This is a genomic window from Streptomyces sp. M2CJ-2 (genome assembly GCF_016757295.1).
GTDB lineage: Bacteria > Actinomycetota > Actinomycetes > Streptomycetales > Streptomycetaceae > Streptomyces.
In genome coordinates this window covers 67,770-88,637 of sequence record NZ_JAESIF010000005.1, presented here as the reverse complement: position 1 = coordinate 88,637, position 20,868 = coordinate 67,770, and the positions used below count along the sequence as shown (strand labels likewise).

Annotated in this window: 18 protein-coding genes and 2 pseudogenes; 8 read left to right on the top strand and 12 right to left on the bottom strand. The window is 71.3% G+C overall.

Features of this window, described 5'->3' with window-relative positions; all coding sequences use genetic code 11:
• Positions 1-43: 43 nt before the first annotated feature.
• The 5 genes and pseudogenes from JL475_RS07090 to JL475_RS07070 all read right to left on the bottom strand — a co-directional run bounded on the left by JL475_RS07090 (position 44) and on the right by JL475_RS07070 (position 8,310).
• Positions 44-2,197 carry a SpoIIE family protein phosphatase gene (locus tag JL475_RS07090; RefSeq protein WP_202276502.1) on the bottom strand — a complete coding sequence of 718 codons (2,154 nt, stop codon included), beginning with the start codon at positions 2,195-2,197 and terminating at the stop codon, positions 44-46.
• 384 nt (positions 2,198-2,581) lie between these two features.
• Positions 2,582-3,334, bottom strand: a complete 753-nt coding sequence (locus JL475_RS07085) for a DUF402 domain-containing protein (protein WP_202276500.1) — start codon at positions 3,332-3,334, stop codon at positions 2,582-2,584.
• 366 nt (positions 3,335-3,700) lie between these two features.
• Positions 3,701-5,104: an aspartate ammonia-lyase gene (locus tag JL475_RS07080; RefSeq protein WP_202276498.1), complete on the bottom strand. Its 1,404-nt coding sequence runs from the start codon at positions 5,102-5,104 to the stop codon at positions 3,701-3,703.
• A 150-nt stretch (positions 5,105-5,254) separates the two neighbouring features.
• Positions 5,255-6,217 (bottom strand): annotated as a pseudogene (locus JL475_RS07075) (M28 family metallopeptidase); the annotation flags it as partial.
• Between the two features lie 407 nt (positions 6,218-6,624).
• Complete coding sequence (locus JL475_RS07070) at positions 6,625-8,310, bottom strand: fumarate hydratase (RefSeq protein WP_202276494.1); 1,686 nt, start codon at positions 8,308-8,310, stop codon at positions 6,625-6,627.
• A 243-nt stretch (positions 8,311-8,553) separates the two neighbouring features.
• On the opposite strand from JL475_RS07070, the gene JL475_RS07065 reads away from it, so the two are divergent.
• Together JL475_RS07065 and JL475_RS07060 are read left to right on the top strand one after the other, a co-directional pair.
• Positions 8,554-9,243: a DUF1707 domain-containing protein gene (locus tag JL475_RS07065; protein WP_202276492.1), complete on the top strand. Its 690-nt coding sequence runs from the start codon at positions 8,554-8,556 to the stop codon at positions 9,241-9,243.
• Positions 9,244-9,433: 190 nt separating this feature from the next.
• Positions 9,434-9,811 carry a WhiB family transcriptional regulator gene (locus tag JL475_RS07060; RefSeq protein WP_202276490.1) on the top strand — a complete coding sequence of 126 codons (378 nt, stop codon included), beginning with the start codon at positions 9,434-9,436 and terminating at the stop codon, positions 9,809-9,811.
• Between the two features lie 229 nt (positions 9,812-10,040).
• Here JL475_RS07060 and glpX read toward each other — a convergent pair whose 3' ends face one another.
• The gene (gene glpX, locus JL475_RS07055) at positions 10,041-11,075 is read right to left on the bottom strand and encodes a class II fructose-bisphosphatase (RefSeq protein WP_202276488.1); all 1,035 of its coding nucleotides are present in this window, start codon (positions 11,073-11,075) and stop codon (positions 10,041-10,043) included.
• Positions 11,076-11,199: 124 nt separating this feature from the next.
• Between glpX and JL475_RS07050 the strand changes: the two genes are divergently transcribed.
• Positions 11,200-11,733, top strand: coding sequence for a DUF4245 domain-containing protein (locus tag JL475_RS07050; RefSeq protein ID WP_202276486.1), 534 nt, complete (start codon positions 11,200-11,202; stop codon positions 11,731-11,733).
• Positions 11,734-11,814: 81 nt separating this feature from the next.
• On the opposite strand, the gene JL475_RS07045 is transcribed toward JL475_RS07050, so the two are convergent.
• The 3 genes from JL475_RS07045 to xseA all read right to left on the bottom strand — a co-directional run bounded on the left by JL475_RS07045 (position 11,815) and on the right by xseA (position 14,051).
• The gene (locus JL475_RS07045; protein WP_202276484.1) at positions 11,815-12,405 is read right to left on the bottom strand and encodes a malonic semialdehyde reductase; all 591 of its coding nucleotides are present in this window, start codon (positions 12,403-12,405) and stop codon (positions 11,815-11,817) included.
• A gap of 143 nt (positions 12,406-12,548) precedes the next feature.
• Positions 12,549-12,833, bottom strand: a complete 285-nt coding sequence (locus JL475_RS07040) for an exodeoxyribonuclease VII small subunit (protein WP_202276482.1) — start codon at positions 12,831-12,833, stop codon at positions 12,549-12,551.
• 9 nt (positions 12,834-12,842) lie between these two features.
• Entirely contained in the window at positions 12,843-14,051 is a 1,209-nt protein-coding gene (gene xseA / locus JL475_RS07035; protein WP_202276480.1) for an exodeoxyribonuclease VII large subunit, read from the bottom strand.
• 127 nt (positions 14,052-14,178) lie between these two features.
• Here xseA and JL475_RS07030 point away from each other — a divergent pair, with 127 nt between their 5' ends.
• Together JL475_RS07030 and ppgK are read left to right on the top strand one after the other, a co-directional pair.
• The gene (locus JL475_RS07030; RefSeq protein ID WP_202276478.1) at positions 14,179-15,213 is read left to right on the top strand and encodes a 4-hydroxy-3-methylbut-2-enyl diphosphate reductase; all 1,035 of its coding nucleotides are present in this window, start codon (positions 14,179-14,181) and stop codon (positions 15,211-15,213) included.
• 81 nt (positions 15,214-15,294) lie between these two features.
• Positions 15,295-16,041, top strand: coding sequence for a polyphosphate--glucose phosphotransferase (gene ppgK, locus JL475_RS07025; RefSeq protein WP_202276476.1), 747 nt, complete (start codon positions 15,295-15,297; stop codon positions 16,039-16,041).
• Between the two features lie 60 nt (positions 16,042-16,101).
• Here ppgK and JL475_RS07020 read toward each other — a convergent pair whose 3' ends face one another.
• Positions 16,102-16,695: a DUF6542 domain-containing protein gene (locus tag JL475_RS07020; protein WP_202276474.1), complete on the bottom strand. Its 594-nt coding sequence runs from the start codon at positions 16,693-16,695 to the stop codon at positions 16,102-16,104.
• Positions 16,696-16,877: 182 nt separating this feature from the next.
• On the opposite strand from JL475_RS07020, the gene ychF reads away from it, so the two are divergent.
• Positions 16,878-17,966, top strand: coding sequence for a redox-regulated ATPase YchF (ychF, locus tag JL475_RS07015; protein ID WP_202276473.1), 1,089 nt, complete (start codon positions 16,878-16,880; stop codon positions 17,964-17,966).
• 176 nt (positions 17,967-18,142) lie between these two features.
• Here ychF and JL475_RS07010 read toward each other — a convergent pair whose 3' ends face one another.
• Positions 18,143-18,535: a twitching motility protein PilT gene (locus JL475_RS07010; RefSeq protein WP_065002042.1), complete on the bottom strand. Its 393-nt coding sequence runs from the start codon at positions 18,533-18,535 to the stop codon at positions 18,143-18,145.
• On the bottom strand, positions 18,532-18,798 hold the full coding sequence (locus tag JL475_RS07005; protein ID WP_109376801.1) for a hypothetical protein: 267 nt from the start codon (positions 18,796-18,798) through the stop codon (positions 18,532-18,534). The genes JL475_RS07010 and JL475_RS07005 overlap by 4 nt, the downstream gene beginning before the upstream one ends.
• A 312-nt stretch (positions 18,799-19,110) precedes the next feature.
• Here JL475_RS07005 and JL475_RS07000 point away from each other — a divergent pair, with 312 nt between their 5' ends.
• Positions 19,111-20,073, top strand: coding sequence for a 2OG-Fe(II) oxygenase (locus JL475_RS07000; protein ID WP_307824991.1), 963 nt, complete (start codon positions 19,111-19,113; stop codon positions 20,071-20,073).
• A pseudogene (locus JL475_RS06995) lies at positions 20,040-20,465 on the top strand (DUF234 domain-containing protein); the annotation flags it as partial. The gene JL475_RS07000 and the pseudogene JL475_RS06995, both read left to right, overlap by 34 nt.
• Between the last annotated feature and the right edge of the window lie 403 nt (positions 20,466-20,868).

The window sequence follows — 20,868 nt, the reverse complement described above, 5'->3', positions numbered from 1 at the left end:
CCCCTCTTCGGGCCGTACGGCCGCCGTGCTTCAGCCGCTGTGCTCAGTTGCCGTGGTTCAGCTCGAACCACACCACCTTGCCCGTGCTCAGCCGGGTCGCGCCCCAGCGCCGGGCCAGCCGGTTCACCAGGTACAGGCCGCGTCCGCCCTCGTCCGTGGCGCGCGCCTGCCGGAGCCGGGGCAGCTGCGGCACGTCGTCACCGACCTCGCAGCGCAGTACGTCGGTGCGCAGCAGCCGCAGCGTGACCGGCCGGGAGGCGTACCGCACCGCGTTGGTCACCACCTCGCTGACCAGCAGCTCCACCGAATCGGTCAGCTCCTCCAGGCCCCACCGGGACAGCGCCTTGCGGGCCAGCCGGCGGGCCCGGCCGGGAGCAGCGTCCTCCGGCTCCAGGAACCAGTACGCCACATCGCTCGGCGCGATCCCGTCGAAGCGGGCGGCGAGCAGCGCGATGTCGTCGTCCCGGTCGCCCGGACCGAGCATGTCGAGCACCTCGTCGCACAGCGCCTCCAGCGGCGGCGGATGATCCGGGCCGGTCAACTGCGCGGTCGCGGCGAGCTTGTCGCGCAACTGGTCGATGCCGGTCCACACGTCCCGCAGCCGGGACTCGACCAGCCCGTCGGTGTAGAGCAGCAACGTCGCCCCGGCGGGCGCCTCCAGCTCCACGGCCTCGAAGTCCACGCCGCCGACCCCGATCGGGGCGCCCGCGGGCACCCGCAGCACCTCGGCCCGGCCGCCCAGGGGCAGCAGAATGGGCGGCGGATGACCGGCGTTGGCGATGGTGATGCGGTGCGCGACCGGGTCGTACACCGCGTACAGACAGGTGGCCATGCGGTCCGCGCCGAGCCGCTGCGCCTGCTCGTCCAGGTGGTGCAGCACCTCCTGCGGGGGCAGGTCGAGCCCGGCCAGGGTCTGGGCGGTGGTGCGCAGTTGGCCCATGATCGCGGCGGAGGTCATGGAGTGCCCCATGACGTCGCCGACCACCAGCGCGACCCTGCTGCCGGGCAGCGGGATGGCGTCGTACCAGTCACCGCCCACCCGCGCGGTCTCCGCGGCCGGCAGATAACGGGAGGCCAGCCGCACACCGGTGCAGCGCGGCAGGTTCTCCGGCAGCATGGTGCGCTGCAGCTCGTCGGCGATGTACGCCTCCCGCCCGTACAGCACCGCCTTGTCGATGCCGAGGGCGCTGTGCGTGGCGAGTTGGGCGGCGACCAGCAGGTCGTCGGCCTCGAAGGCGGTGCGCTCGGGGCCGCGCAGGAACAGGGCCGCGCCGATGACCCGGCGCCGGCCGCGCAGCGGCGCGAGGATCGCCCGCTGCCCGTCGGGCACGGCCGACCCGCCCTCCTCTCCGAGGAGTTCGGGCAGCGCGGCCCGGGCGGCGGGCGCGTCCGTGAACACCGGCCGTACGCCACGCAGCACTTCGGCGAGCGCGCTGCCGGGCCGCACCGTGCACCGCTCCGCGCCGACCGAGTCCAGTGCGGACGGCTCGGGTGGGAGGGCCGGCACGAACCCGTTCTCGGTGTCGCGGGCGGCCGGGATCCGGTCGCTGCGACGCAGCCGCAGCACCAGCGGACCGGTGGGCCGCTCGTCGCCGACCGGCAGCGGCTCGCGCAGGTAGACCAGGATCGTGTCGGCGAAGGTGGGCACGGTGGCCCGGCACAGCCCCATGACGATCTCTTCGAGATCGATACCGCGGGCGATCCGCCGGGTCGCGGCGCCGACGAACCTCAGCCGGTCCCCGTCCCGTCGCATCGGAGTGGGCCGCCCGGGCGCCGTCACCTGCCCGGTGCGGCGCTCCAGGCCGTCGGGAAGCCGCGCGGAGCGGTCCTGCGACGGGAGGTTCCGGGCCGGGCCGTCCGATGCCGGGCCGTCCGGCGCGTCGGGCTTGTGGCTCTGTGCCCCGGGCTCTCCGGCCGGCTGGAGCGGGATGCCCTCGGGCGCGGGCCGGGGCCGGTGCGCGTCCGGTTCGGCGTCCTGCCCGGCGCCCGGCTGGGTGTGCTCGGCGCCAGGTCCGCCCGCCGGGCCCGCCGCCGACGCCGACGACGATGCGGAGGGCGGTGCCGACGACGATGTCACGCCCGGCCCGTGAGCCGGTGTCGAGGCGGGCAGGAGCGCCCCGCGGGCATCCGCGGGGGTGACGCCCGGTTCCGGGCGCTCGTAGGAGGTCGGCTGCTCCGTCACGCGTGTCGAGTCCATCCGTCCGGGGCCATGTCCCTGTCCTTGCCGTACTCGTAGCACTCGCAGTACCCGTGGTGCCCGTGGTACTTGCAGTACTCGTGTTCCCGCCCGCCCCGTGAGTGTGGGGGCAGGGGCGTACGCCGTGCGCGCGGTACGTCCCGCCGGAACTCCGATACCCGGATCATGTGTCCCCGGAACGGAATTCCCGCGTGGTCAGAGGTTGTTCCTGTGTCGCCTGCCGACCGTCCTCGGCCCGCACCGGTGGTGCCGTACCCCTTGCTCACGTCCTGCCGCCCCTCGGTGACGTCCGGTCAAGCCCAGCGCGCGTTACGGAAGTTGCTACCGCTTCGTGCCTTGCGGAGGACGATCCTACGTTTCTTGCCCCGGGGTGCATCAAGAGTCTCATGAGGACAGATGCACGGGAGTGCGGTCCCAGTCCGGCGGCAGTGACGGTACCGTCCAGGCCGGGTCCGGGCGCCAGTTCTGCCAGCCGTCCGAGAACGGCGCACCCCACCGGGCGATCACGCCCACCGCGTCCCGGCCGGCCTTGCGCACCCTTTGGGCCAGGGCGGCGTCCACGAGCCCGTCCCGCTGGGCCTGTGCGAACTCGTCCTCGTCCCGCCAGTGCCAACTGCGGTCGGGGTGCACGGAGATGTCCAGGAAGTGGTCCTCGGAGTCCACCCCGCACGCCCAGCGGGTCAGCGGCTCCTCCAGGTTCACGTACCAGTTCTTGAACCGCCAGCCCGCATCCCAGAACAGCCACACCGACCAGGGGTCGCCGGGCCGGGCCAGCTTCAGCACACCGGTCCCGGACCAGCGGTCGTGCCGCACCGTACGGGGCTTGGTGTACCGGGTGGGGAGCGGTTCCTGGTGCACGGGCGTTCCGTCGGCGAGTGCCGGCTTCACACACTCGGTGCCGGGCGCCATCCACACGGCGAGCAGTTCGGGATCGTCGCGTACGACCGTGACGGGGCGCGCGATGTGAATGTGCGCGCCGCCGTTCTCCCGGTAACGCCACAGCACCTGCGTCCCGGGCGCCCAGTGGCCCCCGGGACCGCCGAAGCCCTTCAGGGTGCTCGCCGCGGCGTCCGCCGCCCCGTCCCCGTGCCGTGGGCCGCCCGCTTTCCCGCGTCCTGCCGCTCCGCCCTCTGTCATCAGGTCCCTCCGTGGATACCCCCGCCGTGCAGCGGGAGTTGGGTGAATTGGGTGGTAGGGTCGGCTTCGCCCGGTTGGCGAGAACCAAGTCAGTCGGGTCTACCGCCGGGCCGGCGGGATGTCAGGTCTGTGGAGCTGGCGTAAGTCCGATGGCTGGTACACCAGCCCCTGCCGTTTGTTCGGGTCGGCTGCTGTCGATGAAGCAGAAAGCTCAACCCGCGAGGGCTGAATCTCCCTGCTCCGGCCGGGAGAGATGTCAAGGGCAGATATTAGGTGCCCACGGCACCCGGTGCTGCGGCCCCGTCACGGTTCACCCATGCGGCAGAGCAGGGACATGACGGGGACACACGTCCGAGCCGCACGGGTTCAGGGGCGGGTCATCCGCAGGACGTCCAGGGCCTCGTCGAGCTGCTCCAGGGTGAGGTCGCCGCGCTCGACGTACCCGCTCTCCAGGACCACCTGGCGGATGGTCCTCCGCTCCGCCAGCGCCTTCTTGGCGACCTTCGCGGCTTCCTCGTAGCCGATGTACCTGTTGAGCGGGGTGACCACGGAGGGGGAGGACTCGGCGTACTCGCGGGCCCGCTCGCGGTCGGCGACGATCCCGTCGACGGTACGGTCCGCGAGCAGCCGGGAGGCGTTGGCGAGCAGTCGGATCGACTCCAGGGTGTTCTTCGCGATGACCGGCAGCATCACGTTGAGTTCGAAGTTGCCGGAGGCGCCCGCGGTGGCGACCGCCGCGTCGTTGCCCATGACCTGCGCGCAGACCATGAGGACGGCCTCCGGGACGACCGGGTTGACCTTGCCGGGCATGATCGAGGAGCCGGGCTGCAGGTCGGGCAGGGTGATCTCGGCGAGGCCGGTGCGAGGACCGGAGGCCATCCAGCGCAGATCGTTGGTGATCTTCGTCAGCCCGACGGCGATCGTGCGCAGCTGACCGCTGGTCTCCACGATCCCGTCCCGGGCGCCCTGCGCCTCGAAGTGGTCGCGGGCCTCGGTCAGCGGCAGCCCGGTGGCCCGGGCGACCTCCTCGATGACGGCGGCCGAGAAGCCGGGCGGGGTGTTGATGCCGGTGCCGACGGCGGTCCCGCCCAGGGGCAGTTCGGCCAGCCGGGGCAGGGAGGCGTGCAGCCGCTCCACCCCGTACCGCACCTGGGCGGCGTACCCGCCGAACTCCTGACCCAGGGTCACGGGCGTGGCGTCCATGAGGTGCGTCCGCCCGGACTTCACCACGTCGGCGAACTCCTCGGCCTTGCGCTCCAGCGAGGCCGCGAGGTGCTCCAGGGCCGGCACGAGGTCCCGGACGACGGCGGCGGTGGCGGCGATGTGGATCGAGGACGGGAAGACGTCGTTGGACGACTGGGAGGCGTTGACGTGGTCGTTGGGGTGCACGGCCCGCCCGAGCCGCTCGGTCGCCAGGGTGGCGATGACCTCGTTGGTGTTCATGTTGGACGAGGTGCCCGAGCCCGTCTGGAACACGTCGACCGGGAAGTGCTCGTCCCAGGTGCCCTCGGCGACCTCCCCGGCCGCCGCGCCGATCGCCTCGGCGATGTCCTCGTCCAGCACCCCGAGGTCCGCGTTCACCTTCGCGGCGGCGCCCTTGATCCGGGCGAGGGCCTCGATGTGGGCGCGTTCGATGCGCTGCCCGGAGACGGGGAAGTTCTCCACGGCCCGCTGCGTCTGCGCCCGCCACTTGGCGTCGGCCGGTACCTTCACCTCCCCCATGGAGTCGTGCTCGATGCGGTAGCGCCGGTCGTCGTCCGTGGTCGTCATCGTCGTACCTCCGAAGGTCACAGCAGTGGTGCGGGCCGGGGGTATTCCCGCCGGCCCCTTGCCAGCATCGCGCGTGGGTACCCGGAACGGACTCCGCCCCGCCGCGAGGGGGCGGCGGGGCGGAGTACCGCGTGGGGGCCGGCGTCAGGAGACGGCCTGCTGCCAGAGGGTGTGGGCGATGCCGTCGGCCGCGCGGTTCAGGCCGGTGGTGTTGATGTTGGTGAGGGTGTCGCAGGACCGGTGGTAGCAGGGGTCGTAGGCGGAACCGGCCGTGCCGCCCCATTTGGCGGCCTGTGCGGACGTCTTGCGGGCACTGGCGCCCATCGCGTAGCCGGAGGTGGGGATGCCGGCCTGCTCGAAGGGGTAGTCGTCGCTGCGCCCCGCGCCCTCGGTGTTCTCCTCGGGCCGCAGGCCCAGCGAGTCCCAGTACGCCTTCATCGGCGCGGCGGCCGACGAGGTGATGTGGTTGATGAAGTAGCCGCCGTTGGTCGAGGCGACCATGTCGAAGTTGTAGTACGCCCGGATCTGGGAGCGCTGGGTGGAGGACAGCGAACGGACGTAGAACTTCGAGCCGTTGAGGCCCTGCTCCTCGTCGGTCCACCAGGCGAAGCGGACCCGGTTGCGCATGGTCGGGTTCTGCTGGGCCAGGGTCAGGGCGTTCTCCAGGAGTGCGGCCGAGCCGGAACCGTTGTCGTTCATGCCGGGGCCCGCCGAGACGCCGTCGAGGTGGGCGCCGAACAGGTAGACGTTGTTCGCGTCGCCCCGCGGCCACTCGGCGATCAGGTTGGGCCCCGCTCCGCTGGTGCAGCCGGAGGTGCAGGGCTGCTCGGTGACGGTGTAACCGGCCGCCTGCAGTCTGCCCTTCACGTAGGCGACGGAGTCGCGGTACCCCTGGGTGGTGGAGCGGCGGTTGCCGCCGTTGCGGCCGGCGATGGCGCTGAGCTCGCTCAGGTGGGCCTGCACCTTCGTCACGTCGACGTCGGGCGCGGCGAGCGCGTCCACGGCGGGGGCGGCGGGGCTCGTGTCCGCGGGAGCGGCGGCCGCGGCGGGGAGTGTTCCGCAGCCGAGCACGACGGCGAGGGAGAAGCTCGCCACGGCGAATCGTCGTCTCACACTGTCTCCTTCGGGAGGTGGCCGTGGGGCGGCCACACGGAGTCCGACATTGCATGGGCATGTCAGATTGGCGAGAAGGCTCACAGCGGAGGTTGACGGAGTCAACGGAAAGGGGGCCCGCGCGGGCAGGTTGTCCAAAAAAGGAACACGGCGCCCGCTATCCGGGCATGCGGAACCCCGCGGCAGCCCTCACGGGCACTTCCGGGGCCGGGGTCCGCCGTGAAGGCTCGGTCGGTGTCGAGCCGTCCCGGCCGGTCGAGGGTGAACTGCGGGCGACGGGCCGCCCCCCGGCCCGTCCGGCGTTCGGGGGCGGGACCCGCTCGGGGGCCGGAGAGGGACCGGGGCGCGGCCCCGGAGACGGGAAGGGGCGGCGGGAGCCGAAGCGCTCGACCGCCGCCCCCGGGGCACTACGCCAGCCCGGGCCCCCGCACCGGGATCGTCGTGAAGGTCGGGGCCGGCGCCGGGTCCTGGAAGAAGTCGTTGCCCTTGTCGTCGACGACCACGAACGCCGGGAAGTCCTCGACCTCGATCTTCCAGACCGCCTCCATGCCGAGCTCCTCGTACTCCAGGACCTCGACCTTCTTGATGCAGTCCTGGGCGAGCCGGGCGGCCGGGCCGCCGATCGAGCCGAGGTAGAAGCCGCCGTGCGCCGCGCACGCGTCGGTGACCTGCTTGCTGCGGTTGCCCTTGGCCAGCATCACCTTGGAGCCGCCGGCCGCCTGGAACTGCTCGACGTAGGAGTCCATGCGGCCGGCCGTCGTCGGGCCGAAGGAGCCGGACGCGTAGCCCTCGGGTGTCTTGGCCGGACCGGCGTAGTACACCGGGTGGTCCTTGAGGTACTGCGGCATCCCCTCGCCCGCGTCCAGCCGCTCCTTGATCTTGGCGTGCGCGATGTCGCGGGCCACCACCAGCGGGCCGGTGAGCGAGAGCCGGGTCTTGACCGGGTACTTGGTGAGCTCCGCCAGGATGGCGTCCATCGGCTGGTTCAGGTCGACCTCGACGACGTCCGAGTTGCTTGCGTCCGACTCCAGCTGCTCGTCCGTGGTCTCGGGCAGGAACCGCGCGGGGTCCTTCTCCAGCTGCTCCAGGAAGACGCCCTCGGCGGTGATCTTCGCGACGGCCTGGCGGTCGGCGGAGCAGGAGACGGCGATGGCGACCGGGCAGGACGCGCCGTGCCGCGGCAGGCGGACCACGCGGACGTCGTGGCAGAAGTACTTGCCGCCGAACTGCGCGCCGATGCCGATCTTCTGCGTCAGCTCGAAGACCTTCTCCTCCAGCTCCTTGTCCCGGAAGCCGTGGCCCAGCGGGGAGCCCTCGGTGGGGATCTCGTCGAGGTAGTGCGCGGAGGCGTACTTCGCGGTCTTCAGCGCGTACTCGGCGGACGTGCCGCCGACGACGATCGCCAGGTGGTACGGCGGGCAGGCGGCCGTGCCGAGCGAACGGATCTTCTCCTCCAGGAACTTCATCATGGAGGCCTCGTTCAGGACGGCCTTGGTCTCCTGGTAGAGGAAGCTCTTGTTGGCCGAGCCGCCGCCCTTGGCCATGAACAGGAACTTGTAGGCGTCGCCGTCGGTGGCGTAGAGCTCGATCTGGGCGGGAAGGTTGGAGCCGGTGTTCTTCTCCTCCCACATGGTCAGCGGCGCCATCTGGGAGTAGCGCAGGTTGAGCTTCTGGTAGGCGTCGTAGATGCCCCGGGACAGGGCCTCCTCGTCGCCGCCCTCGGTGAGGACGTTCTGGCCGCGCTTGCCCATGACGATCGCGGTGCCGGTGTCCTGGCACATGGGGAGCACGCCGGCCGCCGCGATGTTGGCGTTCTTCAGCAGGTCCAGGGCGACGAACTTGTCGTTGGACGAGGCCTCGGGGTCGTCGATGATGCGGCGCAGCTGGGTGAGGTGCGCGGGGCGCAGGTAGTGCTGGATGTCGCGGACGGCCTCTTCGGCGAGCTTGCGCAGCGCCTCGGGCTCCACCTTGAGGAAGGTCCGTCCGTCGGCCTCGAAGGTGGAGACACCTTCGGAGGTCACCAGCCGGTAGGGGGTGGTGTCCTCTCCCATGGGGAGCAGATCGGCGTACTCGAACTCAGGCATCTCGCCCATTCCTCACTCGACAGACGGCCGCCCGCCTCCGTCGGCGGGCGCTCACCAGCGTATGGCCTGCCGCCGCGGGTGGGCCTGTGAGGTTGTCCTCAGTGGTTTCCGAAGGTCCCGGCGGGTTCGCGGACGGGTTCTCACAGGGGTCGCGGGGTCGCGGGGCGGGTTTCCGACGGGTTCCGGACTCGTTCACGAGCAGTTCGCGACAGGGGCTGGTCGCGATCTATCGCGTTTGGGTACGCTGCTGTCGTGGACCTTCAGAAGCACGCCCAGCCCCGGGGCGGCGCCGCGCCGGCCGCCGACCTGCGCGTCTCGGACGCGGACCGTGACCGCATCGTCGACCTCCTGCGCGAGGCCCTCGCGGAGGGCCGGCTGACCGCCGACGAGCACGCGGAGCGTATCGAGGGCGTGCTGGCCGCCAAGACGGCCGGAGAGCTCGAGGTGTTCGTCCGGGACCTGCCGGCCGCCCATCAGGGGCGCGCGGTCCACGCCTCGGCGCCGAGCCGCCCCACCGCCGGCGCCATCCCGGTGGACCCCGACGAGAACGTGGTGGCGATCTTCAGTTCCGCCACCCGCAAGGGCCGCTGGCGGGCCGGTCGCCGCATCCACGTGTACGCGATCTTCGGCAACGTCGAGATAGACCTCAGCGAGGCGCTCTTCGACCACCAGCAGGTCGTGATCAAGACCTTCTCGGTCTTCGGCAACGTCGAGATCCGCGTCCCGCAGAACGTGTCGCTGCGCGGCATGGGCGGTGGCGTGCTCGGCAACTTCGAGATCGCCTCGCTGGACGCGGAGGACCCCGAGGCCCCGGTGGTCTACGTGGACGGCTGGGCGGTGCTGGGCAATGTCGAGGCGCAACCCAAGCGGGGCAAGCTGGTGGCGGACATCCTCGACCGGGTGCAGCGCTCGGTGGACAAGCGCAAGGGTCCGGACCGCTGACGTCCTGACGCTCCGGTCGCCCGTACGGCGGGGTGGACGGAGGCGCGGCGTCCGCGGGGCGCGGAGGCGGTCCGTGCCGAATCCCGGTGCCGGGAGAGGCGGTTCGGAACTCAGTGCATAGGCGTGCGCACAGCGGGTAGGCCTTGCTGCATCGTCTCTCGCTCGCGAAGCCGTCGTCAGGAGTAGACCCGTGCCGCAACCGCCGCATTCGTCCCTGCAGGTAGCTGCCGTTCCGACCCAGCGGGTGCCGACGCGAGACAGGGGCCAGGACGCGCCCTGGCACACCGAGGCGGTGTGCCGGCGTGACGAGGCAGGACTGTTCTTCGCCCCCTCGAAGGAACCCACGGCCGCCCGGCTCTCCCGGGAGGAGGCCGCCAAGCGGGTCTGTGGCCGTTGTCCGGTGATGGTCGAGTGCCGGGAGCACGCCCTGCTCCAGCCCGAGCCCTACGGCGTCTGGGGCGGTCTGACCGCCGCCGAGCGCCGGGTGGTCCTGGCCCGGCGCCGCCGCCGCGACCTGGAACTGCAGAAGGCGGCGCGCACGACGGGATCCATAGCGGCGGCCGGCTGAGGCACGCACCGGCAGGGCACCCCGCCGCACCGGGGGGCTCCCTGCCGGTGTGCCCCTCGAGGGGCGCGGAGTGCGCTTCCGCCCCGGGGTGCCTCAGCAGGGGGCGCGGGGAACCGCGAGCCCGGCCCCCGTCAAAGCCGTACCGTTCGACGAGACCCACGGGACCGGGGGATCCACGGACCGCACACCCGTGGGCCCCCCGGCACAATCCCTGGCGAACCCCGCGGAGCTACCTCGCCCGGTCGAAATCCACCGCGCTGTAGGCGCGCAGCTTGCTCAGCCGGTGCTCGGAGTCGATCCGGCGGACCGTGCCGGACTTGGAGCGCATCACGATGGAGTCGGTCGTGGCGGTCTCGGGGCGGTAGCGCACCCCGCGCAGCAGTTCGCCGTCGGTGATGCCGGTGGCCACGAAGAAGACGTTCTCCCCGGTGACCAGGTCGGCGTCGGTCAGCACCCGGTCGAGGTCGTGCCCCGCGTCGATCGCGCGCTGCCGCTCCGCGTCGTCCTGCGGCCACAGCTTGCCCTGGAGGGTGCCGCCGAGGCACTTCACGGCACAGGCCGAGATGATGCCCTCGGGGGTGCCGCCGATGCCGAGCAGCAGGTCGATGCCGGTGCCCTCGCGCAGGGCGAGGATCGAGCCGGCCACGTCGCCGTCGGAGATCAGCTTGATGCGCGCCCCGGTCTCCCGGATCTCCTTGATGATGCCGTCGTGCCGCGGCCGGTCGAGGATCACCACGGTGACGTCCTCGGGCGTGACCCGCTTCGCCTTGGCGACCCGGCGGATGTTCACGGACACCGGCGCGTCGATGTCGACGAAGTCGGCCGCCTCGGGTCCGGTGACCAGCTTGTCCATGTAGAACACCGCGGACGGGTCGAACATCGAGCCGCGTTCGGCGGCGGCGAGCACGGCGATCGCGTTGGTCATGCCCTTCGCGGTCAGCGTGGTGCCGTCGATCGGGTCGACGGCGATGTCGCACTCGGGTCCCGTCCCGTCGCCCACGCGCTCCCCGTTGAAGAGCATCGGGGCCTCGTCCTTCTCGCCCTCGCCGATGACGACGACACCGTTCATCGAGACGGTGGAGACGAGGGTGCGCATGGCACGTACCGCGGCGCCGTCGGCGCCGTTCTTGTCGCCCCGCCCGACCCAGCGCCCCGCGGCCATCGCCGCTGCCTCGGTGACCCGGACGAGCTCCAGGGCGAGGTTGCGGTCGGGAGCTTCGGAGGGCACATCGAGCTCGGACGGCAATTGATGGTGCTCGGTCATCGGAGCGCACCTTTCTGTACGACGACGGCCGGATGAGGGTGTGGGGTCGACTCTATCGCCGGGATGACAAAATGAGCAGGGGACCCCACGGATGAGCGCGACGGGCACCTGCGACGATAGGGGCGTGGCAGGAACGAACAGCACGCAGAAATCGGCCCGGGACATGGTTCTCTCCCTGGGCCTCATCTTGCTCGCCGCGGGAGTGATCTGGCTGTTCAGCCCGCACGACGAGTCGGAGCCCGATCTCAAGCGGGTGGACTACCGGGTCGACCTGTCGACCGCACGCCGCGCCGCCTCCTACGCGGTGGCCGCGCCCGAGGGGCTGCCCGAGGAGTGGAAGCCCACCTCCGTCCGCTTCCGGAGGGAGGACTTCGAGTCCTGGCACCTCGGCTACCGGGCCCCCGACGGGCAGTACGTGGCGGTCGAGCAGTCCACCGAGAAGCCGGTGGTCTTCATCGAGGACGCGACCCAGGGCGCGGAGAAGACCGGCACCACCCAGCAGATCGACGGCAGGACCTGGACCCGGTACGAGGGCGATGACTACGACGCGCTGGTGCACGAGGGCCCCGAGGGCTCGACCACGGTGGTGACGGGCACGGCCTCCTTCGGCCAGCTGACGCGGATGGCCGAGGCCCTGCGCACCGAATCCGCCGACTGACCGGTTCGCGACGGCAAGGCATACGGCAGGACCCCCCGACACGTCGTGTCGGGGGGTCCTGCCGTATGCCGCGAGGCGCGGTCAGACGGTGGTGACGACCGCGTCGTACTCCAGGCGCGGGCTGCGCGGGAACCAGGCGTTCTCGCCGGGACGGCCGATGTTGACGACCATCAGCGGGGTGTGGTCGTCGTCGAGGAACTCCTTGCGGATGCCCTCGAAGTCGCAGCCGGTCATCGGTCCGGCGGCCAGACCCGCGGCGCGGACGCCGACGATGAAGTACGCGGCCTGCAGGGCGGCGTTCAGGGAGGCCTGGCCCTCCCGCATCGAGCGGTCGCCGGCGAACATGTCCTTGGCCCCGGGGAAGTGCGGGAAGAGCTGCGGCAGCTCCTCGTGGAACTCGTTGTCCGCGGAAAGGATGGCGACCAGCGGGGCGGCGGCCGTCTTGGTCGCGTTGCCCTCGGCCATGTGCTGGACGAGGCGCTCGCGGGCCTCGGGGGAGCGGACCAGGGTGACGCGCAGCGGCGACTGGTTCATGGAGGTCGGGCCGTACTTGACCAGGTCGTAGATCGCCTGAATCTGCTCGTCGGTCACCGGCTCGTCGGTGAACGTGTTGGCGGTGCGCGCCTCGCGGAACAGCAGGTCCTGGGCGGCGGGGTCAAGAACGAGAGACATGAGGGAACCTTCTCGGGATATACGTCGGATTCGTGAGCCGAGTCCGTGGGGGTGCCACGTATCGGCTGACGGGAACGACGTTACGCCAATGAAGTTCAACTTTCAATTAAGCGTGGACCCGGTGACCCGCTTCACGGCCGCGGTCAGCCGGTGCCTTCCCGCCCGGAGCCCCCGGAGTCCCCGGAGCCCTCTCCCTCGGCCTCCTCCGCGAGCGCCGCGTCCAGTCGGGCCCGCGCCCCGTCCAGTCGACGCCGGCACACCTTGGCCAGCTCCTCGCCCCGCTCCCAGAGCGCGAGCGACTCCTCCAGCGTCGTACCGCCCGTCTCCAGGCGGCGCACGACCTCGATCAACTCGTCCCGCGCCTGCTCGTAACCGAGCGCCCCGGCCTCGGCCGAGGCTGCCGTCGACTGGTCCTTCTTGCTGGTCATCCGCCCACCCTACGCATCGACTCGGACTGTGAACTCACCCTCGGACACCCGTGCCCGCAACACCTCGCCGGACTCCACCTCGCCCGGGTCGCGCACCGCGTGCCCGTCGGCCCGCTGCAGCACGGCGTACCCGCGCCGGAGCGTCGCGGCGGGGGACAGGGCCACCACGCGTGCGTGCGTGTGCGTCAGCTCGGAGGCGGTCCGGTCCAGCTGGTGCCGCAGAGAGCGCCGGGCCCGGTCGAGCAGTGCCGTGACCTCCTCGGCCCGCGCGTCGACCATCCGGTGCGGATCCTCGATCGACGGCCGGGCCAGGGCATGGGCCAGTCCCCGCTCCTCCCGGTCGACGAACGCCTGGACGCAGCGCCGCGCGCGGTCGCGCAGCAGCCGCACCCGCTCGTACTCCTCACCCACGTCCGGGACGACCTTCTTGGCGGCGTCCGTCGGGGTGGAGGCCCGCACGTCGGCGACATGGTCCAGGAGCGGGCTGTCCGGCTCGTGCCCGATCGCGGAGACGACCGGCGTGCGACAGGCCGCCACCGCCCGCACCAACTGCTCGTCGGAGAACGGCAGCAGGTCCTCCACGCTGCCCCCGCCCCGCGCGACGACGATCACGTCCACCTCGTCGACCGCGTCCAGCTCCTTCACGGCCTGGACGACCTGCGGTACCGCGTGCACCCCCTGCACGGCGACGTTGCGCACCTCGAAGCGGACGGCGGGCCAGCGACGCCGGGCGTTCTCCAGCACGTCCCGCTCGGCGGCCGAGGCGCGTCCGCAGACCAGCCCGATCAGCCGCGGCAGGAACGGCAGCGGCTTCTTCAGCTCCGGCGCGAAAAGACCCTCCCGTGCGAGGGACTTCTTCAGCTGCTCCAGCCGGGCGAGCAGTTCCCCGACCCCGACCGGCCTGATCTCGGCCGCCCGCAGCGACAACTGCCCGCGCGGGGCGTACCACTCGGGCTTGCAGTGCACCACGACGCGCGCGCCCTCGCTCACGACGTCGGCGACGGCGTCGAACACCTGCCGGTAGCAGGTGACGCCGACGGAGATGTCGTGCGAGGCGTCCCGCAGCGTCAGGAACACCACCCCGGCGCCCGGGCGCCGCGACAGCTGGGTGATCTGCCCCTCCACCCACACCGCGCCGAGCCGGTCGATCCACCCCCCGATGAGCCGCGACACCTCACCGACCGGGATGGGCGCTTCCGCAGACGTGTTGAGAGCCATGCCGCGAGAGTAGTGCGCGCCACCGACAACGCAGACCCTCCCACCCGCCGGCGACGCAGGCTCTTCAGCCCACCGCCCGCACCGCTTCCCGGACGCGATCACCGGCCCGCCGGACGTGGCCCTTACGATGGGACGCATGACCGCTTCGCCTGGCCGCCGTGTCCTGCTCGCCGCCCCCCGGGGCTACTGCGCGGGCGTGGACCGCGCCGTGATCGCCGTCGAGAAGGCCCTCGAGCAGTACGGGGCCCCCGTCTACGTCCGGCACGAGATCGTGCACAACAAGTACGTCGTGCAGACCCTGGAGAAGAAGGGCGCCGTCTTCGTCGAGCAGACGGAGGAGGTCCCCCCGGGCAACATCGTCATGTTCTCCGCGCACGGTGTGGCCCCCGTCGTCCACGAGGAGGCCGAGCGCGGTCGGCTCGCCACCATCGACGCGACCTGCCCGCTGGTCACCAAGGTGCACAAGGAGGCGGTCCGGTTCGCCAAGGAGGACTACGACATCCTCCTGATCGGGCACGAGGGCCACGAGGAGGTCATCGGCACCTCCGGCGAGGCGCCCGACCACATCCAGCTCGTCGACGGCCCCGAGGACGTCGCCAAGGTCGAGGTCCGCGACCCGTCGAAGGTCGTCTGGCTCTCCCAGACCACGCTCTCCGTCGACGAGACCATGGAGACCGTCGACGCGCTCAAGGACAAGTTCCCCCAGCTGATCTCCCCGCCCAGCGACGACATCTGCTACGCCACGCAGAACCGCCAGCTCGCGGTCAAGCAGATGGGCGCCGAGGCGGACCTGGTGATCGTGGTCGGCTCGCGCAACTCCTCCAACTCCAAGCGGCTGGTCGAGGTCGCCAAGCTCGCCGGCGCCCGCGCGGCGTACCTGGTGGACTTCGCCGACGAGATCGACGAGGCCTGGCTGGAGGGCGTCTCCACGGTCGGCCTGACCTCGGGCGCCTCGGTGCCGGAGGTGCTGGTCGAGCAGGTCCTGGAATGGCTCGCGCAGCGCGGCTTCGAGGACGTCGAGATCGTCAAGGCCGCCGAGGAGTCCATCCTCTTCTCGCTGCCGAAGGAGCTGCGCCGCGACCTGCGCGAGGAGGCGGCGGCGCTGGTGGCGGAGCGCGGCGGCACCGGGTCGGACGGGCCGGGGGCGAACTCCGCGGGGTGACCCCGTGAAGGTTCCGGAGGGTTCCGGAGGGCGGCGGTATCCGGTTCGGTGACCGTCCGCCGTCCGGCATACCGTAGGTTCATGCAGATCTTCGGTGTGGACATCGGTGGTTCCGGGATCAAGGGTGCCCCGGTCGACCTGGACAAGGGGGACCTCGCGCAGGAGCGCCACAAGGTCCTCACCCCGCAGCCGTCGACGCCGGACGCGGTGGCCGACGGCGTCAAGCAGGTCGTCGACCACTTCGGCTGGTCCGGGCCGGTCGGGGTCACCTTCCCCGGTGTGGTCACCGACGGCACCACGGTCCGTTCGGCGGCCAACGTCGACAAGAGCTGGATCGACACCGACGCGCGCATGCTGCTCGGCGACCGCCTCGGCGGCATGCCGGTGACGGTGGTCAACGACGCGGACGCGGCGGGCATCGCCGAGGTGCACTTCGGCGCCGGCCGGGGCCGCCGGGGCACGGTCGTCCTGCTGACCTTCGGCACGGGGATCGGCAGCGCCGTGTTCGTGGACGGCCTCCTCGTCCCCAACACGGAGCTCGGCCATCTGGAGCTGAACGGCCACGAGGCGGAGAAGCGGGCCTCCAGCAAGGCCAAGGAGGACCACAACCTGACGTGGGAGCACTGGGCGCGCCGGGTGCAGAAGTACCTGGCCCATGTGGAGATGCTGTTCTCGCCGGAGCTTTTCGTCATCGGCGGCGGCGTCAGCCGCAAGTCCGACAAGTTCCTGCACCACATCCACGGCATCAAGGCCGAGATCGTCCCGGCGCAGCTGCAGAACAACGCGGGCATCGTCGGGGCGGCGATGAGGGCGGCCACGGGCGTGTGACGCGACGCCCGACGGCCCCGACGGACCAGGCCCGGAGCCGGCTCCGGGCCCGGGAGCCGCTCAGGCCCGGAGCCGGCTCCGGGCGGCGGCGGCCCGGCGGTTGATCACGCGGATCATGCGCATCCTCCGGCCGAGCACGATCGCACCGGCGACGAGGGTGCCCCCGTACAGCCAGCCGGCCTGGGTGGCGAGGCCGGTCACCATGCCCATCAGCCAGCCGCCGCTCCCGCCGTCGTCGACCAGGGGAAGCAGCCCCAGGGCGAAGGCGATCGGGACGATCACGGGCGCGGTGAGCAGGTCCTCCTCGCGCACCCACAGCGCCGTCAGCACGCACACCGGCAGGAACAGAACGCCGTACACGGTCTGGACCGGCCCGAACAGCAGCGCGACGAGGAATCCGAGCGTCAGCATCACGAACCCGCAGAACAGGCCTCCGCCCAGTCCGGTGAGCCGGGGGTTCGGCAGGTGCCGGGCGGCAGGGGGAGCGGGCCGCCGCGCCTGGGCCGGCCGGCCCGGTACCGGGCGGGCGGCGGGCCGGGCGGACCGTGCGACCCCGCCCCCGGGTGCCCGCCCCGCCTGAGGGGGCAGCGGCGGCCGGGGCGGCCTGTCGCGTCGCGGTCCGTACCGGGCGGGTCGCGTCCTGTGTTGCTCCACTGGACCAACTTAGGTCTGTTTATGTGCCGAATAGCCCGTCAGACACGCCGGGAAGCGAAGACCGTCCAGACGTTCGACGGATCGCCGGGGCGGGGGCGGGCACGCCGTAGACTGGTGGATCGGCCCACGCAGCACAGTCGGCGGGCCCTCGTCCCCCAACCTCACGTACGGGAAGTCGCAACGTGTCGCTCACGATCGGAATCGTCGGCCTGCCGAATGTCGGCAAGTCGACCCTGTTCAACGCCCTGACCAAGAACGACGTGCTGGCGGCCAACTACCCGTTCGCCACCATCGAGCCGAACGTCGGCGTGGTCGGCGTCCCTGACGCCCGCCTGACGAAGCTCGCGGAGATCTTCGGCTCCCAGCGGATCCTCCCGGCGACGGTCGACTTCGTCGACATCGCGGGCATCGTGCGCGGCGCCAGCGAGGGCGAGGGGCTCGGCAACAAGTTCCTGGCGAACATCCGCGAGTCCGACGCGATCTGCCAGGTCATCCGCGCCTTCAAGGACGAGAACGTCGTCCACGTCGACGGCAAGGTCTCGCCGAAGGACGACATCGAGACGATCAACACCGAGCTGATCCTCGCCGACCTGCAGACCATCGAGAAGGTCCTGCCGCGCCTGCAGAAGGAGTCGCGGATCAAGAAGGACATCGCGCCCAAGGTCAAGGCGGTCGAGGAGGCCAAGGAGATCCTGGAGAAGGGCGACACGCTCTTCGCGCACGGCATCCTCCAGGGCAGCGAGCGTGACGAGCTCCTGCACGACCTGCACCTGCTCACCACCAAGCCCTTCCTCTACGTCTTCAACGTCGACGAGGACGAGCTGACCGACGAGGACTTCAAGAACGAGCAGCGCGCCCTGGTCGCCCCCGCCGAGGCGATCTTCCTCAACGCCAAGCTGGAGGCGGACCTCGCCGAGCTGGACGAGGAGGACGCGATGGAGCTGCTGGAGTCGGTGGGCGCCGAGGAGCCCGGCCTCGCCACCCTCGCCCGCGTCGGCTTCAACACCCTCGGCCTGCAGACGTACCTCACGGCCGGCCCGAAGGAATCCCGCGCCTGGACCATCAAGCGCGGCGCCACCGCCCCCGAGGCCGCCGGAGTCATCCACACCGACTTCCAGAAGGGCTTCATCAAGGCGGAGGTCATCTCCTTCACCGACCTCGTCGAAACCGGCTCGGTCACCGAGGCCCGCGCCAAGGGCAGGGCCCGCATGGAGGGCAAGGACTACGTGATGCAGGACGGCGACGTGGTGGAGTTCCGCTTCAACGTGTAGCGCCTGATTCCTTGATCGCCGGAAGCGGCTGGTCGGGGTAGGGAACCCCAGGTCAGGGGCCAGGTCTTCGGGTCTGGCCCCTTCCTGTTTTCTCCTGCGGATTTGGGTCGTTTCCGGGTCGTGTGCTGACTTGGTGCTGGCCCTCCGGCCGGGTGTCGGCCGGGGATCACGGGAGGTCAGACGGTGCGGATGACGGGGGCGGGCTTGATGTCCTGGGCGTCGATGAGGGTGCGGATGTCGTCCGGGTCGGAGGTCCAGATGATGGCGCCGAGGGTGGCGGCCATGACGACGACGGTGGCGTCGACGACGTCGGCAGTGCCTGCCTTGCCGCACAGGATGCCCGCAGCCTTGGCGGTCTCCAGACCCACGGGCGCGACATCGCATCCGGCGAGGAACTTGCCGAGCCGGACCTGGCGCCGGGCGTCCCGCCACGCTTGGCTCACGACGACAGAGGGGACGTGGATGTCCCGGCCGTCCTCCAGAGCCAGATGGTGGCGGGCCCACATGTGCCGGTCACCGTTGTCGATGGCGATGAGCGCACCGGCGTCGTACAAGTAGGGGATGTTCACGCGGCCGAGGCCCTCGAGCTGCTGAGGTACTCGGCGTCGGCGTCGGCCATCTCGGAGCGGGCGGCGGCGAGCTCTTCGGGGGTGAAGCCTCCGTGCTCCGCTTGCCACTCCTGGACCACGGCCCGTCCGGCTCGCAGCCGCAACTCTCGCTCAGCTGCTCCGGCGACGAGCCGGGACAGCGGGATGCCTTCTTCCTCGGCGGCGCCCGCCAGGGCCGCGACCAAGGATTCATCGAGGGTGATCGTCACCTTCTTGGTAGCCATACCAACACCATACCCCTATATGGCGTCGATGTGGGGCGGGTTTCGAAGGGGTGGGGGGGATGACCCCCTGAGCCTCTTCCGCTCGACCGCCGGGTCTGGGTGTGTCAATTTAACGGCCCTGTCTCACATGCGGTGGTAACGGAAAGCCATTGCTGATGTGCCTGGTCCGAGCTTCAAGGGGGAGCAGCCGCAGACACGCCATCGAGCAGGACCAGCACGGTGCCGACGGTCGGTCGTTCGCGCGGGAGCGGTGCCCGCCGTCACGACGATCGTCAGGGAAGCCGGAGTGTCCCCGGTGGCACGAAGCCGGGCATGGACGTGAAAAGGGGACGGGGCATGGCGATCTCGGCACGGGAGCGGCTGGCGCGACTGCTTGGTGGCTCGGACCCGGGCGGCTCGTTCGCCGCCCGGATGAACGCGCCGGCCGACGCGTTCCGGCTGGACGTGGAGGGCGTTGGGCCGGTGGCGCTTCCGCTGCGCGCGCCGCGTACGAAGAAGCTGATCGAGGTGGCGCGGTCGGCGAAGTTCGGGCGCGGTGAGGAGGCGTTGAGCGACCCCGGTGTCCGCGACACCTGGGAGATCACTCCAAACCGGTTCGAGCTGGGCGGGACAGGGTGGGTGCCGATGCTGGACGCCGCCCTGGAGTACTTCCGTGACGAGCTCGGGCTGCCGGCGAAGACCCGGCTGCGGGCCGAGCCGCACGCGCTCCTCGTCTACGGCAAGGGCCAGTTCTTCCTTCCCCACCAGGACTCCGAGAAGGACGACGCGATGGTGGGCACGCTGGTGGTGTCGCTGCCTTCGGCGCACACCGGCGGCGAACTGGTGGTGGAGCACAGCGGTGAGAGCAGGGTCTACCAGGCGTCGAAGGAGCGGCTGACCTTCGTCGCCTTCTACGCCGACTGCCGGCACGAGGTCAAGCCGGTGAAGTCGGGCTATCGGGTGACCCTCACCTTCAATCTGCTCGCCGAAGCCGAGGACGAGGACGAGGACGCGTCCGGGGACGTCGGCCCGGTCGCCGACCTCGCGGTTTGCCTGACCGAACACTTTGCCGAGCCGGCCCTCCCGCGCTGGGGAGGCCGGGAACTGCCTCCGCCGAACCGGCTGGTCTACCTGCTCGACCACGAGTACACCCAGCGCGGACTGTCCTGGAGCCGCCTCAAGGGTGCGGACGCCGAGCGCGCCGCGCTGCTGCGTGCCGCCGCGGCGCGGGCCGGCTGCGAGGCGGTGCTCGCGCTTGCCGAATGGAGGAGATCGAGCGGGGACGGGGCGATCTGAGCTTGGCGCGGGTCCGGGAGAATTGGACCAGCTGGCGCGGCCGGGCGATCGAGCCGCTCATCCGCGAGGCGCTCGCCCGGATACTGCCCGACGACCAGCTCCCCGCGGCCCCCGCAGTGGGCGGCTACTGGACCCGTACCAACGACGTCGAGATCGACATCGTCGGGGCGGACCGCGCCCCCATCGCCGAGGAGCTGCTCTTCGTCGGCTCCGTCAAGTGGCTGGAGCAGTCGCCCTTCGACCGGCACGACCTGGCAGCCCTCCATCGACACCGGGCCGCCCTCACCGACGCCCCTGTTCCCGTCGTGGCGGTCTCCCGCAGCGGAGTCGACTGTCCGGGGCTCGATGCCGCCTACGGCCCCGGCGATCTGCTGACCGCTTGGCCGCTGTGAGTGGCGGATGGCAGGCGAAGCACGGGAGTCGGTGAGCGGGATCAGGCCGCAGACGTTGCGGAGAAGTCCCACGGACCTCGTCTCCTTGTCGGCGCTGTTGTGCAGCGTCGGCGATGCCGAGTCTTCTCGTACTCCGTTGCGGATCCCGTGCTGGGACGGTGCTGGGAAGGCCCCCTCGAACGAACCGCCTCGACCGTGCGGACCGGGCGCCAGGGGAGGCAGAGCGCCGGCAGGATCAGGACGAGGTCGACCGTGTCGAGATCGATCGCCCGGTGGTCGACGCCGCGGACGACGAGGGCGATCTCCTTCGCCAGGATGGCGGTGCCCGTCCGGCCCGCGGTCGGGCGTTGTCGGCACCGGCCGGACCCGCTGTCCGAGGGGCACTGCTGCCCATGAGGCGCCG